16 protein-coding genes are annotated in these 16,313 nt (G+C 49.5%); 11 read left to right on the top strand and 5 right to left on the bottom strand.

Going from position 1 to position 16,313, the window contains the following annotated elements:
- Window positions 1-24: 24 nt before the first annotated feature.
- From RGU72_RS15825 to RGU72_RS15810, 4 genes are all read right to left on the bottom strand, one after another.
- Window positions 25-486: an FKBP-type peptidyl-prolyl cis-trans isomerase gene (locus RGU72_RS15825; protein ID WP_322120647.1), complete on the bottom strand. Its 462-nt coding sequence runs from the start codon at window positions 484-486 to the stop codon at window positions 25-27.
- A 78-nt stretch (window positions 487-564) separates the two neighbouring features.
- Window positions 565-852, bottom strand: coding sequence for a hypothetical protein (locus RGU72_RS15820; RefSeq protein WP_322120646.1), 288 nt, complete (start codon window positions 850-852; stop codon window positions 565-567).
- Window positions 852-1,634, bottom strand: coding sequence for an ABC transporter substrate-binding protein (locus RGU72_RS15815; protein ID WP_322120645.1), 783 nt, complete (start codon window positions 1,632-1,634; stop codon window positions 852-854). Before RGU72_RS15815 ends, RGU72_RS15820 begins: the two co-directional genes overlap by 1 nt.
- 386 nt (window positions 1,635-2,020) lie before the next feature.
- On the bottom strand, window positions 2,021-2,911 hold the full coding sequence (locus RGU72_RS15810) for a LysR family transcriptional regulator (protein WP_322120644.1): 891 nt from the start codon (window positions 2,909-2,911) through the stop codon (window positions 2,021-2,023).
- A 225-nt stretch (window positions 2,912-3,136) separates the two neighbouring features.
- On the opposite strand from RGU72_RS15810, the gene RGU72_RS15805 reads away from it, so the two are divergent.
- From RGU72_RS15805 to RGU72_RS15765, 9 genes are all read left to right on the top strand, one after another.
- Entirely contained in the window at window positions 3,137-4,669 is a 1,533-nt protein-coding gene (locus tag RGU72_RS15805) for a CoA-acylating methylmalonate-semialdehyde dehydrogenase (protein ID WP_322120643.1), read from the top strand.
- 197 nt (window positions 4,670-4,866) lie between these two features.
- Window positions 4,867-6,504 carry a GMC family oxidoreductase gene (locus tag RGU72_RS15800; RefSeq protein ID WP_322120642.1) on the top strand — a complete coding sequence of 546 codons (1,638 nt, stop codon included), beginning with the start codon at window positions 4,867-4,869 and terminating at the stop codon, window positions 6,502-6,504.
- Between the two features lie 247 nt (window positions 6,505-6,751).
- The gene (locus RGU72_RS15795; RefSeq protein ID WP_322120641.1) at window positions 6,752-7,549 is read left to right on the top strand and encodes an ABC transporter ATP-binding protein; all 798 of its coding nucleotides are present in this window, start codon (window positions 6,752-6,754) and stop codon (window positions 7,547-7,549) included.
- Complete coding sequence (locus RGU72_RS15790; protein WP_322120640.1) at window positions 7,546-8,307, top strand: ABC transporter ATP-binding protein; 762 nt, start codon at window positions 7,546-7,548, stop codon at window positions 8,305-8,307. The genes RGU72_RS15795 and RGU72_RS15790 overlap by 4 nt, the downstream gene beginning before the upstream one ends.
- 136 nt (window positions 8,308-8,443) lie before the next feature.
- Window positions 8,444-9,655 (top strand): ABC transporter substrate-binding protein, encoded by a 1,212-nt coding sequence (locus RGU72_RS15785; protein WP_322120639.1) that lies wholly within the window; start codon window positions 8,444-8,446, stop codon window positions 9,653-9,655.
- A gap of 106 nt (window positions 9,656-9,761) precedes the next feature.
- The gene (locus tag RGU72_RS15780; protein ID WP_322120638.1) at window positions 9,762-10,646 is read left to right on the top strand and encodes a branched-chain amino acid ABC transporter permease; all 885 of its coding nucleotides are present in this window, start codon (window positions 9,762-9,764) and stop codon (window positions 10,644-10,646) included.
- A gap of 19 nt (window positions 10,647-10,665) precedes the next feature.
- Complete coding sequence (locus RGU72_RS15775; RefSeq protein WP_322120637.1) at window positions 10,666-11,646, top strand: branched-chain amino acid ABC transporter permease; 981 nt, start codon at window positions 10,666-10,668, stop codon at window positions 11,644-11,646.
- Between the two features lie 314 nt (window positions 11,647-11,960).
- Entirely contained in the window at window positions 11,961-12,698 is a 738-nt protein-coding gene (locus tag RGU72_RS15770) for an AzlC family ABC transporter permease (protein ID WP_322120636.1), read from the top strand.
- The gene (locus RGU72_RS15765) at window positions 12,695-13,018 is read left to right on the top strand and encodes an AzlD domain-containing protein (protein WP_322120635.1); all 324 of its coding nucleotides are present in this window, start codon (window positions 12,695-12,697) and stop codon (window positions 13,016-13,018) included. Before RGU72_RS15770 ends, RGU72_RS15765 begins: the two co-directional genes overlap by 4 nt.
- A 91-nt stretch (window positions 13,019-13,109) precedes the next feature.
- Here RGU72_RS15765 and RGU72_RS15760 read toward each other — a convergent pair whose 3' ends face one another.
- Window positions 13,110-14,267, bottom strand: coding sequence for an iron-containing alcohol dehydrogenase (locus tag RGU72_RS15760; protein WP_322120634.1), 1,158 nt, complete (start codon window positions 14,265-14,267; stop codon window positions 13,110-13,112).
- A 191-nt stretch (window positions 14,268-14,458) separates the two neighbouring features.
- Here RGU72_RS15760 and RGU72_RS15755 point away from each other — a divergent pair, with 191 nt between their 5' ends.
- Both RGU72_RS15755 and RGU72_RS15750 read left to right on the top strand, forming a co-directional pair.
- Window positions 14,459-15,220 (top strand): sulfite exporter TauE/SafE family protein, encoded by a 762-nt coding sequence (locus RGU72_RS15755; protein WP_322120633.1) that lies wholly within the window; start codon window positions 14,459-14,461, stop codon window positions 15,218-15,220.
- Between the two features lie 112 nt (window positions 15,221-15,332).
- Window positions 15,333-16,268, top strand: a complete 936-nt coding sequence (locus tag RGU72_RS15750; protein WP_322120632.1) for a hypothetical protein — start codon at window positions 15,333-15,335, stop codon at window positions 16,266-16,268.
- Window positions 16,269-16,313: the final 45 nt, after the last annotated feature.

The raw sequence follows: 16,313 nt of genomic DNA, 5'->3' as shown, positions 1-16,313 counted from the left end.
CTTAATGAGTCAAGCCAATGAGGTTTATTGAACGTTTAGCAGTTCAACATCAAAAATCAGGTTAGCGAACGGGGGAATCCGGCCACCGGCGCCGCGTGAGCCATAGCCTAAATCTTGCGGAATAATGATGGTGCGTTTGCCGCCGACCTTCATCCCTGCAACACCCAGATCCCAGCCTTTGATGACACGTCCAGCGCCCAACGGAAAGCTAAACGGGCTGCTGCCGACGGAGCTGTCAAACATCTGGCCATGTTGTTTGTCGGCCTTTGGGTCGTATAGCCAGCCGCTGTAGTGGACGGTAACGGTGCTGCCACCAAGAGCTTCTTTACCGGTACCGACCACGGTGTCAATTTTTTTCAGTTCCAGGCGTGTTGCTGGTGCGGTAGCAGGTGTGCCCGTGCTGGATTGTGCGAATGCCGCAGGTGTTGCTGCGCAGGTTAACGCTGCACTGACGGCGATGGTGATAGCGAGTAAGCGAGATGTCATGTCTGGGCTTTCTGTGTGGTGTAAATGAGGATGATTTGAAAAAGAGGCTATGTAGATGCGGATGAGTTGGTGTTTGGTTTAGTCAGGACCGGATATCGATCCCAGTTTGTTGCGTAGCTTGGCCTCAAACGCGATATCGAGTTTGCTGGCTTTTTTAGGCGCTTGTTTTTGTATGCTGTTGACGAAGGCGACAAAGGCATCAAGCTCTAAAGGTTCATTCAATTTTTCTGGCACATCGCTGTCATTGGCGAGTGACAAATAAAAGCGGTTATCGGCAGTACTGACCATGGAATAGGGCGCGTTATTGCTGCGCTCTTTCAGACGCATTACCGCCGTAGCGGCGCGGGTGGAGCGCAAGCTTGCCATTATCTGGCTCCGTATTTGCGTTGAAATTTGTCCATGGTTCCGTCGTTGTCTATCTCTTTGTTAATCGCATTAAATTTGTCGATGCGATGTTGGTCTATTTTGGCATTGCAGAGCATATAAAGTTCAATATTGCGCCATTTGATGGCACGTTCTATATCGTCCCAATAGCCTTGCTGTTGCGCGATGCTCATGCCGTGTTGCTCGGACACGATCCAGTAATCGATGCGACCGTTGATGAGCAGTCGCGGATTATCTTCGTCTTTGGAGGCGAATTCCATTTTGTAGCCTTGGTCTTTTAGCTCCAGGCCGGTAGCCGCGTTTTTGTAGGTACCGATGCTGTAAGTTTTGGCTTCTTCAAAATTTTTGAGATTACGCGAATCCGGTTTTTTAGCATACAAAACCCAGGCATCGGCGGTGAGCGGGCCAACCCATTTGAACAGAGGTTCGCGCTCTGCTGTGCGGCGAAAACCAAACAGGCAGGTATTATTTTCGGTCAGCGCTGCCTGGTAGCCGCGTGCTAAAGAAGTGCTGATCAGGATCGGTGTCTCTTTGGCGCGGCGCATGATCTCGACTACTTTGTCGGTCAGCGACCCTTTGATCTGATTGGTTTTGGGATCGGTGTGGGTGAACGGTGCGTATTCTTGAATGTAGAGACGGATGGTTTCTGCTTGCGCCACATTGGGCAGGCTTAAGCTCATGCTCAAGCTGATCAGCAGGCTGAAAACCAGACTTAAATGCCGACTAAATATACGGGTGCAGTGAATCACATTCTGTTTAAACACAAGACGTCCTGATTGGGAGGCTGTAATAGTAGCTGTAACGGTAGTTGAAATAGTAGTTGAGACAACGACGTGACCCACAGCTAAACGATAAAGCGGAAGTATTAACCACCGCATCGGCTGAGTCTAAACGCTTGCAGGTTTAGGTGCAAGAAGCTCTGTAATACCAGTTCAGGTTGGTAAGCCAATTTGTGGCGAATATGTTTCTGGTCAGCACAGTGCGAGTAAATATACTCACCCTATGTATATATTAGGTGCCCATATAATCATTGGACAATAGGTATAATTGTTGAAAAAAATGGGGGAGTATATGGATTTTTGCTGCTGTCGGCACAATTAATCTGATCTTCAGCATCATAAATATCCATGGCTCCGGCTCGGTCGTATCCCTACTCCAGACCCCAGCACAATTTCAGCAATGTGAATACGGCCGCGATGCTGGCTTCATTTTGTCGCTTTTCCAGACAGATAAAGCTCAGTTCGGTCGATAAGCTGACGGCATCGGCGATGACTAGTCCGTGAGCGTGCGCTTCCCGGATTGCGATGGAGTCGCGCAACAGGCTCAGGCCAACGCCGGACTTCACCAGATCGAGCATCGAGGGTTCCTGATCGACCAATGCGACTTTGTTGGGTGTGATGTGGTGTTCGGCAAAAACCTTGGTCAGCAGACGGTTGTGGGCGGATTCTGGCGGAGTCCAGATCCAGGGCAACTGCGCCAGCGCCGCCCAGTCTTTGCCTGCGACCCTTTTTTTCCAGCCGCTAGGCGCGACAACACGGTAGGTGAAGCTAGTCAGGCTGAGTGTGTGATAACGGGTTTTCCCGTCGTCCGGTGCTTGCCCCAGATAAAAGCCGACGTCCAGTGTGCCAGCGCGTAGTTGTTGCAACATGGAGCCGGACATGCCATGTTGTAATTTGGTGGAAAGCTGGGGATACGTTTCGACCAACCGCTTGAGGAACACGCCGAGACGAGTAAATTCGGGATCGAGAATGGTGCCAATTGCCAGCTCACCGGACAGGGTGGAATGCAGACTGTCGGCAGCCTGTTTAAATTCTGCCATGCTCGCCAGCACCCGTTCGGCATGCGCCAGCAGCTTTGCGCCGTCATTGCTCAATGTCATGCCATTGGCGCTCCGGTTGAGCAATTGCAAACCTAGACTTTGTTGCAAGGATTTGATCTGAAGGCTGACTGCTGGCTGTGTGACATGCAGCCGTTCTGCTGCCCGCGTCAGGTTGCCCTCTTTGGCGACGGTGACGAAGGCTTTGAGTTGAATGATGTCCACAGAAGCTTCCTCATTATTAGTATTGCTTATATTGTGCTTGATAATAACTCATTGGATTCTCGCATTCCATAGAGTTAGTCTCTATGCACTTTACAGGACGTACGCAAAATCGCCCCAGCTGCGTTGCAGCGCCTAGCCGTACTAAAGTACTGTCGTCGTCGCTGCGCCTTGCCGGGACAATTTTGCGTACGTCCTGATTTTCATCATTACCTCAAAGGTTTGCTTATGTCTGCTTTGAATTCCCCGGCCTCTTCTGCTGCCGCCATTACTCCAGTCACGCATTTTATTCACGGCGGTCTGCATCACTCTAGCGGTGAGCGCTGGCAAGACGTGTTTAATCCGGCAACGGGCGCGGTGACTGCCAAGGTGGCACTGGCAACGATGGACGACGTGAACGCTGCCGTTGCTGCTGCCAAAGCGGCGGCACCGGGTTGGGCCGAGACCGCGCCTTTGAAGCGGGCAAGGGTGATGTTTAAGTTTAAGCAATTGCTGGATCAGTACCATACGCAACTTGCCACTTTAATCACGCAAGAGCACGGCAAGGTGCTGTCGGATGCGATGGGTGAAGTGACGCGTGGGATAGAGATCGTGGAATTTGCCTGCGGTATGCCACAACTCTTGAAGACGCAATTCTCCGACAACATCGGCGGCGGTATCGACAACTACAACTTGCGTCAGCCTCTGGGCGTGACTGCCGGGATTACGCCGTTTAACTTCCCTTTCATGGTACCAATGTGGATGGCGCCGCTGGCGATTGCGACTGGCAATACCTTTATTTTAAAGCCGTCGGAACGCGACCCGTCCTGTTCTTTGTTGATCGCCGATTTACTCAAGCAAGCGGGTTTGCCGGATGGTGTTTTCAACGTACTGCAGGGAGACAAACTGGCGGTTGATGGCTTGTTGCAGCATCCCGATGTGTCGGCCATTTCCTTCGTCGGATCGACCCCGATTGCAGAATATATTTACAGCGAAGGCACGCGCATGGGCAAGCGGGTGCAAGCGCTGGGTGGTGCTAAAAATCATCTGGTCGTCATGCCGGACGCGAACCTCGATCAGGCGGTAGATGCCTTGATGGGCGCGGCTTATGGCTCGGCCGGTGAACGCTGCATGGCGATTTCTGTGGCTGTTGCGGTGGGTGACGTGGCGGACAAACTGGTTGATGCTTTGGTTCCGCGTGTGAAGGCACTGATCGTCAAAAACGGCATGGAAGCCGATGCGGAAATGGGACCGGTCGTGACGGCAATCCATAAGGCAAAAATTGAAGGCTATATTGCTGACGGTATCGCCGAAGGTGCAACGATGTTGGTCGACGGTCGCGGCCTGACGGTACCGGGACATGAAGGTGGTTTTTTCCTTGGTGGTACGCTGTTTGATCATGTCAAAGAGGGTATGAAAATTCATCGTGAAGAGATTTTTGGGCCTGTGTTGTGCGTGGTGCGGGTACCGGATTTTGCCAGCGCTGTTGAGCTGATTAACCGTCACGAGTTTGGCAACGGTGTGTCGCTGTTCACTTCGGACGGCAACACGGCGCGTGAATTTTCACGCAGGATTCAGGTGGGGATGGTGGGCATTAACGTACCGATTCCAGTGCCGATGGCGTGGCATTCTTTTGGTGGCTGGAAGCGCTCGTTGTTTGGCGATCAGCATGCCTATGGCGAAGAAGGTATCCGCTTCTACACCCGTTACAAATCAATCATGCAGCGCTGGCCTGATAGCATAGCCAAAGGGGCTGAATTTACTATGCCGGTAGCTAAATAAAACAGACTTTAAGGGGAGTATCGCTATCAAAAGCTTAATTGTCTAAATAATCATTGGACAGTAGCCTATGTGATATTGATACTACTTACCAGTATTATGCTTTGCGTAATGTCGTCCTAAAACGTTGCAGCGCCTTGCAAGGACCATTTTGCGTAAGCCCTAAATCAGCAACACAAACAGAAAACGCCATCTACTCTATGGACTCAGCAGGCACATACGACTACATCATTATCGGCGCGGGTTCGGCAGGTTGCGTGCTGGCGAACCGCTTATCGCGTGATCAGAGTAAAGAGGTTTTGCTACTGGAGGCGGGTGGTAAAGACGATTACATCTGGATTCATATTCCGGTCGGATATCTGTATTGCATTAATAATCCGCGTACCGACTGGATGTTTCGCACCGAGGCAGAACCAGGCTTGAATGGTCGCAGCCTGATTTATCCACGCGGCAAAGTACTGGGTGGTTGTTCGTCGATTAACGGCATGATTTACATGCGCGGGCAAGAGCAGGATTATCAGCGCTGGTCGGAGCTTAGCGGCGATGCGAGTTGGCGCTGGGAGCATGTCTTACCGCTATTTAAACAAAGCGAAGACCATTACGGTGGTGCGACTGCAATGCATGGTGCTGGTGGCGAATGGCGGGTAGAAAAGCAGCGGTTGTCCTGGGAAATTCTGGACGCTTTCCGCGAGGCGGCATCACAAGTCGGGATTCCTAAGTCAGACGATTTTAATCGTGGCGACAACGACGGCTGTGGCTATTTTGATGTGAATCAAAAACGCGGCGTGCGCTGGAATGCTTCTAAGGCGTTTTTGAAGCCGGCATCTGGACGCGGCAATCTGACCATCATGACGGGCTGTCAGGTCAAGCGTTTAAAAATCACGGCGACAGAAAACGGCAAGGTTTGTGCCGGTGTGGAATTTGTCGGTGGTGGTAAAGAGTGGTCGGCAGAATCCACCCGTGAGACGATTTTATCTGCGGGCGCAATTGGTTCGCCCGCAATCTTGCAGCAGTCCGGCATCGGCAATGCGGCGCATTTACAACAAGTCGGCGTGACGGTCGTGCATGATTTGCCGGGTGTGGGAGAAAACTTGCAGGATCATTTACAGATTCGGTCCGCCTTTAAAATCAGCGGCGCAAAAACCCTGAATATGATGGCCAATAGTTGGCTAGGTAAGGCTAGCATAGGATTGGAATATCTGTTGAAGCAAAGCGGACCGATGTCGATGGCGCCATCGCAGCTGGGCGCTTTTACCCGCTCAGATGCCACTCAGCTCAGCCCGAATCTGCAATATCATGTGCAACCATTGACGCTGGAAAAATTTGGCGATCCTCTGCATTCATTTCCAGCTTTTACCGCCAGCGTCTGTAACTTGCGCCCTACTTCGCGCGGCCATGTGCGGATCGCCAGTGCTGATCCGCTGGTTGCACCTAAAATTACACCCAATTATTTGAGTACGCCGGAAGACAGAAAGATTGCGGCTGACTCTCTCACGTTGACTCGCAAAATTGTCGCTGCGCCTGCATTGCAAAAATACGCGCCAGAAGAAATGAAGCCGGGTGCTCAGTTCCGTACTGAGGAAGAACTCGCCAGTGCAGCGGGTGACATCGGCACCACGATTTTTCATCCTGTGGGGACTTGTAAAATGGGACGCGAGGACGATAATAATGCGGTAGTAGATAGTGAGCTACGAGTGTTCGGCGTGCGCGGTCTGCGGGTAGTGGATGCGTCTATTATGCCGACGATTACTTCTGGCAATACCAACTCGCCGACTATGATGATTGCGGAAAAAGCGGCGGCGATGATCGTTGCGGAGCATGCTAAAAAGAGTTCGTAGTTAGCATTAAATAGCGTCGTGTTTTAGACACTTTTTTAACCAGTTTATGTGTTTTAATGTTTGGCGCTGTTGTTAAAATTCACCGCGGTTACTACGTATAGTAGTTATACCGTATTGTTGAAATCTTACAGCGATGTGTACTATCCAAAAACAATAAAAATGCCCTCTGGAACCAATTCATATAATAGCCGGAAGGGATGTCACGCAAAAGTTCGTAACGAAACTACGCAGGCAACAAGGAGACCAGATGACTAATGTCATCCTAGAGACAAAGCACTTGACCAAAGAGTTCAAGGGATTTACCGCCGTGAGTGATGTAAACCTGCAAGTGCAGCGTGGACACATTCATGCATTGATCGGCCCCAACGGTGCTGGCAAGACAACCTGTTTTAACTTATTGACCAAATTTCTGGTGCCGACATCGGGTCAGATCTTGTTCAACGGTCGTGACATCACCTCCGCTAGACCGGCGCAAATTGCGCGTCAGGGCATTATTCGCTCATTCCAGATTTCTGCTGTCTTCCCGCACTTAAGCGTGATGGAAAACGTGCGCATTGGTTTGCAGCGCAATCTTGGGACGTCCTTTCATTTTTGGAAAAGCGGCGGCAGTTTGTCACGTTTGAACGATAAGGCAATGGAGTTGCTGGCGCAGGTCGATCTGACCGAATTTGCCGATACGATTACGGTGGATTTGCCATACGGTCGTAAGCGCGCGCTGGAGATCGCGACTACCTTGGCGATGGAACCGGAAATGATGCTGCTGGACGAGCCGACTCAAGGTATGGGACATGAAGACGTGCATCGTGTCACCGAGCTCATCAAAAAAGTTTCTGCCGGTCGCACCATTCTGATGGTGGAACACAACATGAGTGTCGTATCCGGTATCTGTGACAAAATTTCTGTTCTTCAGCGCGGTGCGATGTTGGCAGAAGGTAGTTACGACGAAGTATCAAAAAATCCAAAAGTGATGGAAGCGTATATGGGTAGTAGTGCGGGTAGCACCGCGGGCAGCACTGCTGGCGAACTGGAAGGAGCGCACGCATGACGACCGCTACTGCAACTACTGCTGCGTCTTCCAAGACAAGCAATCCCGCAATCACACCGGCACTGCAAATCAGCAATTTACAAGCTTGGTATGGCGAGTCACATATTCTGCATGATGTGAACTTGGTCGTAAATCCGGGTGAGGTCGTTACCTTGTTAGGTCGCAATGGCGCAGGCCGTACGACGACAATGCGCGCAATCATGGGCCTGACCGGCGCACGCAAAGGCTCGATCAAAATCAATGGCGTTGAAGCGATTCATTTACCAATTTATAAAGTAGCGCATCTGGGCGTTGGTTATTGTCCGGAAGAGCGGGGGATTTTTTCTTCGTTATCCACTGAAGAGAACCTGATGCTGCCGCCTTCCGTGTCGAGCAAAGACCAGGGGATGTCGATTGCCGAGATTTATGAGATGTTCCCTAATCTGGCGGAGCGTAAAACCAGTCAGGGTACGCGCTTGTCTGGTGGTGAACAACAGATGCTGGCAGTTGCACGTATCTTGCGCACGGGCGCACGCCTGCTGTTGCTGGATGAGATTTCTGAAGGTTTGGCACCTGTGATTGTGCAAGCCTTGGCTCGTATGATTACAACGCTGAAGGCGAAGGGTTATACGATTGTCATGGTTGAACAGAACTTCCGCTTTGCCGCGCCGCTCGCAGATCGTTTTTATGTGATGGAGCATGGACAGATTGTCGAGACATTTGCCGCCTCAGAGCTGAAAGAGAAGATGTCAGTCTTAAACGAATTGCTGGGTGTGTAAATTTTAATCTGTGTTTTAAGTTGTATTTTTGGTGATGTGGTAGTGATTTTGCTGGTAGTTGTTAGTGCTCGAAAATGGATACTGTCGGATTCAAATATTCGGGTATAAATTTAAAAAAAATGATTGGAGAAGACACATGAAAACAAAATTCAAAATAGCAGCACTGGCAGTTTCTGCGGCAATGGCAAGTCTGTCAGGTACCGCGTCTGCCCAGATTTCTGGTGATACAGTCAAGATTGGTTTTATTACGGACTTATCGGGTTTGTATTCTGATATCGACGGCCCAGGCGGTGTAGAAGCGATCAAGATGGCGATTGCTGATTTCGGCGGTACCGTATTAGGTAAAAAGATTGAGCTGGTCACCGCTGATCACCAAAACAAAGCCGATATCGCAGCGAGCAAAGCACGTGAATGGTTTGACCGTGATGGCGTCGACATGCTGATCGCAGGTACTAACTCTGGCACTAATTTGGCGATGTCGAAAGTCGCACTGGAAAAGAAAAAACCTTTGATCTCCATCGGCGGCGGCACAGCTCGTCTGACCAATGAAGAATGCACGCCGTACACGATTCACTATGCGTATGACACCGTCGCGCTGGCCAAAGGTACGGGCTCTGCGGTGGTTAAACAGGGTGGTAAAAGCTGGTTCTTCCTGACCGCTGATTACGCCTTCGGTGCATCGCTGGAAGGTGATACCACTGCCGTGGTCAAAGCCAGCGGCGGCACTGTGGTTGGTGCGGTTCGTCATCCTTTGTCGGCATCGGATTTCTCTTCTTTTTTATTGCAAGCACAGGCGTCTAAAGCCCAAATTCTGGGCTTAGCAAATGCCGGTGGCGATACGATCAATGCGATTAAAGCTGCGAACGAGTTTGGTATTACTAAAACGATGAAATTGGCTGGTCTGCTGATGTTTATCAATGATGTCCATTCGCTGACATTGAAGGCAACGCAAGGCATGTATCTGACGGATAGCTGGTACTGGGATTCAAACGAAGAGACTCGTACTTGGGCGCGTCGTTATTTTGGAAAAATGAAAAAAATGCCTTCCAGTCTACAAGCAGCTGATTATTCCGCCACGATCCAATATCTGAACGCGGTAAAAGCGGCGGGCTCGGACGATACTGACAAAGTATTGGCCAAAATGCGTGCGACTAAGATTAACGATATGTACGCTAAAAACGGATCGATCCGCGGTGATGGCAGCATGATTCATGACATGTATCTGATGCAGGTAAAAGCGCAGGCTGATTCCAAGTATCCATGGGATTACTACAAAGTGGTGCAGACAATCCCTGGTGACCAGGCATTTACGACCAAAGCAGAAAGTAAGTGCACTGCCTGGAAATAAGTTTGAAATAAACAATAATCAGCTTCAATCGTGAGGCGCTGACTGACTAGTCAGCGCTTCTTACCGATTTCACTCTTGCCCTTTTGGGCATCTTTTTCTGAATGCCATGGAAATATTTGGTATACCGCTGCAAGCGATGCTGAGCCAACTGTTGCTGGGATTGGTGAATGGTTCTTTTTACGCCATGTTGTCACTCGGTCTGGCCGTGATTTTTGGTCTGTTAAACGTGATCAATTTTGCTCACGGGGCTTTGTACATGATGGGTGCTTTTCTGGCCTGGATGGGCATGAATTACTTCGGGATTAATTACTGGGTCATGCTGATTGTCGCCCCTTTGTTACTTGGCCTGTTTGGTGTCGTGATCGAAAAAACGATGTTGCGCTGGTTATACAAGTTAGATCATCTGTATGGCCTGCTGTTGACCTTTGGCCTGACCCTGTTGCTGGAAGGTTTGTTCCGCTCGTTTTATGGCGTGTCTGGTCAGCCGTATTCTGTTCCTGATGCGCTGGCAGGAGCGACTGATCTGGGTTTTATGATTTTGCCGAATTATCGCGCCTGGGTGGTGTTGGCGTCGCTAGTCGTCTGTTTCGCTACCTGGTTTGTGATTGAAAAAACCAAGTTAGGTGCTTACCTGCGTGCTGGTACCGAGAACCCGAAACTGGTTGAGGCCTTTGGCGTAAATGTACCGTTGATGGTCACTTTGACTTACGGCTTCGGCGTAGCACTGGCTGCCTTTGCTGGCGTACTGGCAGCACCTGTGATTCAGGTTTCACCCTTGATGGGATCGAATCTGATTATCACTGTGTTTGCCGTTGTCGTGATTGGTGGCATGGGCTCGATCCTGGGTTCTATTCTCACTGGTCTGGGCTTGGGTGTGATCGAAGGTTTGACCCGCGTGTTTTATCCCGAACTGTCTGCCACCGTGGTGTTTATCGTGATGGCGATTGTGCTGATGATCCGGCCTGCCGGTTTGTTCGGCAAAGAGAAATGATTGAGGAGCTAAACGCATAATGAATAAAAAAATTGGCTACAGTTTGGCTTTTGTACTTTTGCTGGCCGCACCCTTTGTCGTCTACCCCGTGTTCTTGATGAAGTTATTGTGCTTCGCCTTGTTTGCCTGTGCGTTCAATTTATTGATCGGATTCACGGGTTTGCTCTCGTTCGGTCACGCGGCCTTTTTCGGTGGCGCAGGGTATATGGCGGGCTGGCTGTTAAAGATTGCTGGATTGCCGGTCGAGGCGGGTTTGCTATTGGCGACAGCGGGTGCGGCTCTGATCGGTTTGGTGATGGGCAGTCTGGCGATTCGCCGGCAGGGTATTTACTTCACGATGATTACATTGGCGCTGGCGCAGATGTTGTACTTCGTCTTCTTACAAGCCAAGTTCACCGGTGGCGAGGATGGCTTGCAAGGCGTACCGCGCGGACAGCTATTAGGCTTTATTGATTTGAGTTCTGACCTCAGACTGTATTACCTCGTACTGGCGATTGCTATTGGCGGCTTTGTCATCATCGTGCGCACGATCAGCTCGCCGTTTGGGCAGGTGTTGAAAGCCGTAAAAGAGAACGAGCCACGCGCGGTGTCGCTGGGTTACGACGTCGATAAATACAAGTTGCTGGCATTTGTCCTCTCCGCCGCATTGTCTGGACTGGCAGGCGCGACAAATACGCTGGTACAGGGTTTTGAGACGCTGACGGACGTACATTGGACTATGTCGGGCTTGGTCGTATTAATGACGCTGGTGGGCGGTTTAGGCACCTTGGTGGGCCCTATCGTCGGCGCAGTGATCATCATCGCTTTAGAAAACAAGTTAGGCGACCTCGGTGAGTGGCTGGCAAATGCGACTACGATAGAATGGTTTCGCTCTATCGGCGATTCGGTCACGATTGTCACTGGCTTGATCTTCATCATTTGCGTGCTAGCATTCCGGCGCGGTATCGTCGGAGAACTGGGAGCATGGCTGGCGCGCTCGGGTAAGGCGAAAGTCAGTTAAATTAAGTTGAGTTGAGTGCGGAATAGCCGAAAGAAAAAGCCCCGATGATATACGGGGCTTTTTTTGTGCCGATCCTAAGCTGATATTCACATACTCCCCCGTTATTTTTTATAATATGCCGTACTGTCTAGGATATATATGGACACTTAATATATACATAGTGAGAGTATGTATTAAGTGTGTAGCTACGATATGACTAGTCCGGGGTTCAGATACTCGGACAAATGGGGATTTGAAATTCAAGCTTTGCTAAAGTAGCAGCGCGCTTTGTCTGATAAGTTTAAGATGCCAAGTCTCTAAAAAAGAAATTCCTTATGCCACATCCCACCCCCTTAGCCAGTTTTACCGCAGGCGCACGCGACACCATTCCAATGCTGTTGGGCGCTGCGCCATTTGGTATGATTTTTGGTGCGTTGGTCGCTACTGCGCAGATGCATGCATGGCAAGGGCAGTTGATGTCGCTTGCTGTGTTTGCAGGGTCGAGTCAGTTTATTGCGGTCGGTTTGATCGCCAGCCATACTGGTTTTCTGGTGATCTGGCTCGCGACTTTTATCGTCAACTTGCGGCATATGTTGTACGCTGCAACTTTGTTGCCGCATGTACGTCATCTGTCGAAAGGCTGGCGCTGGTTATTGGGATGTTTGCTGACGGATGAAACCTTCGCCGTGGTGGATCGCTATTACCGGGAACATCCGAATACGCAATTGGGGCATTGGTACTTTCTGGGTTCGGGTTTGGCGATGTATGGTAATTGGCAGTGCTGGACTTTGGTGGGCTTGTTGTTTGGAGCGATTTTCCCGCAATTGCAAACCTTGGGTCTGGACTTTGCGATGGTGGCGACTTTTATTGCGATTATTGTTCCGCAGCTAGTTCGCTTGCCGCATTTTGTTGCGGCGCTTGCTGCTGGTACTGCGGCTTATCTGCTGCAAGATTTGCCGTACAAGTTGGGCCTGCTGGTGGCCATTGCGGTGGGCGTTAGCATTGGTTTGCTAGCGTCCCACTGGTCGGCTAACAAGACCGGCAATAAAAATACCAGCGCGGAGAAGGTATGAATATCACCTTGATTATTATCGGTATGGCGGTGATTACTTGCCTGATTAAAGCGATTATTTTTGTGATGGGGGACAGGGTGGTATTTTCTCCATTGCTAAAAAAAGCCTTGGGCTTTGTCCCCGTCACTGTTCTCACAGCGATTATTGTCCCGATGGTTTTGTCGCCACATGGGCAGGGTTTGGAATTAAATTGGCGTAATCCACAACTGATCGGCGCGCTTGCTGCCATCGTCGTTTGTGTAGCAACGCGCCGCCAGTTACCGACGATTTTTATCGGTTTGCTGGTGTTTTTTGGCTGGCAGTTGGCTGGTAGTTTCTAGGGAATTTCTAACACTCTGTTCAGTAATAATATGGTCAGCGGTTTCAAAACGATGTCCCAATGAGTACATCGTTTTGCACCGTCTTAAGTTCCTATAAAGCGGCGGCGTAAATTGCCCGCGCATCTTCCCGTGATACTTCTCTTGGATTATTCCCCAATAGCCGCGTCTGCAACATCGCGTCGCTGGCCAGTTGATCCAGATCCTTCTCAGTGACGCCGACTTGTCTGAGTTGGGTTTCGATCCCGACCCGGTTGGCGAGTGCCTCCATGGCGGCGATCAAGGCATTGCTGCGGGCTTCTTCACTACCTTGTGCAGTTGGTGCGATGATGCTGGCGAGTTCTGCATATTGCCCTGCAGCGGTCGGTGCATTAAAGCGTAAGACGTGCGGCAGTACCAGCGAATTGGATAATCCATGCGGTACATGAAAGATGCCGCCAATCGGGTAGGCCAGTGCATGTACTGCTGCGCACGGCGCGTTCGCAAAGCATTGTCCCGCCAGCATCGCGCCTAGCAACATGGCTTGTCTGGCCGCGAGATTGCTGCCATTGGTGCAGGCTTCGTCAATATTCGTCCAGAGCAAACTTAAAGCCTGGCGCGCTAGCATATCGGACAAGGCATTTTTCTTGTGCTTGGTGGTATAGGCTTCGATCGCGTGCACCATCGCGTCAATTCCGGTGGCCGCTGTGATTTTTGGTGGTAGGCCAACGGTGAGCTCAGCGTCAAGGATAGCGATGTCGGCATATAACTGTGGCGACACCACACCCATTTTGGTCGTTGCGCCTGTGGTGACGATAGAGATTGGCGTGACTTCGGATCCTGTCCCTGCAGTGGTTGGTATCAATATTAGAGGCAGGCGTTTGCCTCTGACATTGCCGATGCCGTACATGCTGCTTAGCGGTTGATCACTGCCTGATAAAACCGCGATCAGTTTTGCGACATCCATTGAACTACCGCCACCAAAACCGACCACCAGCTCTATCTCTTGTTGTTTTGCATTGGCTACCGCCTGGTGCACTATGGCTTCTGGCGGATCGGCAATGACATCCGAGAAAACGCTGACATGGCATTGGTGCTGTTCTAGGTTCGCTATTGCCGGAGCAATCAGACCCGTCTTAAGAAAACCAGCATCTGTGACAATGAGCACTCGTTTTATCTCTGGATAATGCTGTTTGACGATATCGCCTAATTGTTTAGCCGCACCAATCTGGCTGATGATGTAGGGTACGGTACGAAAATCAAAATTATTCATGTTCTGGCTCTCCTTGTAATCCTTATTGTAGCAAGTCTTGCTATGCTGTCAGGCTGAATAGATTTCAACGTTATAAGCTCTGCGTCGGGATTTGCCGGGCGCTAAATCTAAGTGTAACAGTTTGATTTTCGCTTTTATGAGCGATTGTTGTCCTTGCTGATTTGCTTCACTTTTCCCATAAAATTAATAACATGACAGACATATTCATACTTGCTTGCGCCGCTTATTTTGCTGGTTTAGTTGATGCGGTAGTAGGCGGTGGTGGTTTGATACAAGTACCAGCCTTATTTTCAGTGATGCCAAATGTTGCGCCGGCAACCTTGTTGGGGACCAATAAATTAGCAGGTATTTGGGGAACGACAGTCGCGGCGAGAAATTATGCGAAAGCGGTGAAGGTGCGTTGGGCTATGGTTTTACCTGCGGCGTTCACAGCTTTTTTTCTGGCATTTTTGGGCGCTTTTACTGTTACTCACATACCGCCCACTTATTTACGTAAAGCCTTACCGTTTATTTTGATCGCCGTCGCGGTTTACACATTTAAGAAAAAAGACTTCGGCAGCAACCATGCTCCCACTTTTGCGCATAACAAAGAACTTTGGATGGCAATGTTAGTCGGTGGCGGTATCGGGTTTTATGATGGTTTTTTCGGTCCTGGTACCGGTAGCTTTTTAATGTTTTTATTCGTCCGTTTTTTTGGATACGACTTCTTGAGCGCATCTGCAGTCGCCAAAATTATTAATGTTGCGTGCAATGCGGCAGCTCTGTTGTGGTTTGGTTACAGCGGACACGTTATTTGGCAGACAGGGTTAGCCATGGCGGTTTGCGGAGTGTTAGGATCATTGTCGGGTAGCCGGATGGCAATCAAATATGGCAGTGGTTTCGTCCGGAAAGTGTTTTTGGTCGTAGTTTTGGTGCTGATTTGCAAAACCACTTACGACGGCTTTATCAAGTAGCGGTAATTTTGAGGTTCAGCATATGTTTTGATGCATATGTCCGAAAGTAACGTAGCCAATTAAATAATACTAAATTTGTTTCACGTGAAACAGAACAAAAAAAGGGACGGGCGTGGCATATCAAGATATAGCGATATTTCAGCGAACAGATTTAGGTAGAGCAGAAATTCGTGACAAAAGACATGGATTGACGCAGAGCGAACGCCTGGTGTTAATCATTGTCGACGGCGTTAGTTCGTATGCGCAGCTGCGTGTAAAGCTAAAGAGTCTTGTAAAGGAGCGTTTTGACCGTGCCTTGCGTAGCCTGTCTGATAAGGGCTTGCTGTATGAAGTAATGTTTCCGTTGGATAATCAGGTTCCTGATTTTGTCGAAGCTGATGCAATGGATCGTTTCTTGCGCCAGGAGGATTCTGATCCTGTCTCCTTATTGGCATTTCAGCCTGAAGAGGAGTTGAGTGATAGCGTATTGCGTGCGAATGGTTTGATTAATGGTGATGTGGTCGATGATGTTGAGGAGGCTGAGCCTGTTATTCCTGTGGATCCTTATCCTAGTTTGATTCTCAATACGATCGATCGCTTGGAAGAACCTGTTATTTATACTAAAGATAAAGTAGTTAAGATAATTGATGTACCTGTGATAAAAGAAAACATGCAGGTTGATTTCTATTTGCCTTTATTGCCACCTGAAGGGATGAGTCCAGTGCTCGCTACGAACCAAGTAGTGAAATCTGTTGATGTGGTTACTCCATCAGCGACGCCAGTAACTTTGACTGCGGTTGCATCATCAAATAAGCCAGTTTTGAAATTTGAATCTGAGCTAGGCATAAAGCCTAATATTTTATTAAAGAATTTAGATGCGTCACAGTCTGAAGTGAAAAATCGGACGAAAGTAATCCAAAAGTTCCCCGAGCCAAAGCCGACCAAGACGTCTAGGATAAAGAAGAAAAAGTCCTTGGCGGACTATCTGGATTCTCGATATTCTTTAGCTTTGCTGATTTTAGGGGTTATTTTGGCTATTGTTCCCGTATTGATTAAATTTCTTAGTTAAGCTTTCGGTGTTTTGCGCGTATAAGTTTCACGCGTGAGACGACGT

The sequence above is a fragment of the Undibacterium sp. 5I1 genome (assembly GCF_034314085.1).
Taxonomy (GTDB): Bacteria; Pseudomonadota; Gammaproteobacteria; order Burkholderiales; family Burkholderiaceae_D; genus Undibacterium.
Note: the sequence above shows the minus strand (reverse complement) of the source record. Positions and strands in the feature narration are given on the sequence as shown.

Bases quoted from the DNA above. Each gene is read 5' to 3' on its own strand.
- RGU72_RS15825 (WP_322120647.1), bottom strand. From the start codon at position 486: ATGACATCTCGCTTACTCGCTATCACCATCGCCGTCAGTGCAGCGTTA.
- RGU72_RS15820 (WP_322120646.1), bottom strand. From the start codon at position 852: ATGGCAAGCTTGCGCTCCACCCGCGCCGCTACGGCGGTAATGCGTCTG.
- RGU72_RS15805 (WP_322120643.1), top strand. From the start codon at position 3,137: ATGTCTGCTTTGAATTCCCCGGCCTCTTCTGCTGCCGCCATTACTCCA.
- RGU72_RS15800 (WP_322120642.1), top strand. From the start codon at position 4,867: ATGGACTCAGCAGGCACATACGACTACATCATTATCGGCGCGGGTTCG.
- RGU72_RS15795 (WP_322120641.1), top strand. From the start codon at position 6,752: ATGACTAATGTCATCCTAGAGACAAAGCACTTGACCAAAGAGTTCAAG.
- RGU72_RS15790 (WP_322120640.1), top strand. From the start codon at position 7,546: ATGACGACCGCTACTGCAACTACTGCTGCGTCTTCCAAGACAAGCAAT.
- RGU72_RS15785 (WP_322120639.1), top strand. From the start codon at position 8,444: ATGAAAACAAAATTCAAAATAGCAGCACTGGCAGTTTCTGCGGCAATG.
- RGU72_RS15780 (WP_322120638.1), top strand. From the start codon at position 9,762: ATGGAAATATTTGGTATACCGCTGCAAGCGATGCTGAGCCAACTGTTG.
- RGU72_RS15775 (WP_322120637.1), top strand. From the start codon at position 10,666: ATGAATAAAAAAATTGGCTACAGTTTGGCTTTTGTACTTTTGCTGGCC.
- RGU72_RS15770 (WP_322120636.1), top strand. From the start codon at position 11,961: ATGCCACATCCCACCCCCTTAGCCAGTTTTACCGCAGGCGCACGCGAC.
- RGU72_RS15765 (WP_322120635.1), top strand. From the start codon at position 12,695: ATGAATATCACCTTGATTATTATCGGTATGGCGGTGATTACTTGCCTG.
- RGU72_RS15760 (WP_322120634.1), bottom strand. From the start codon at position 14,267: ATGAATAATTTTGATTTTCGTACCGTACCCTACATCATCAGCCAGATT.
- RGU72_RS15755 (WP_322120633.1), top strand. From the start codon at position 14,459: ATGACAGACATATTCATACTTGCTTGCGCCGCTTATTTTGCTGGTTTA.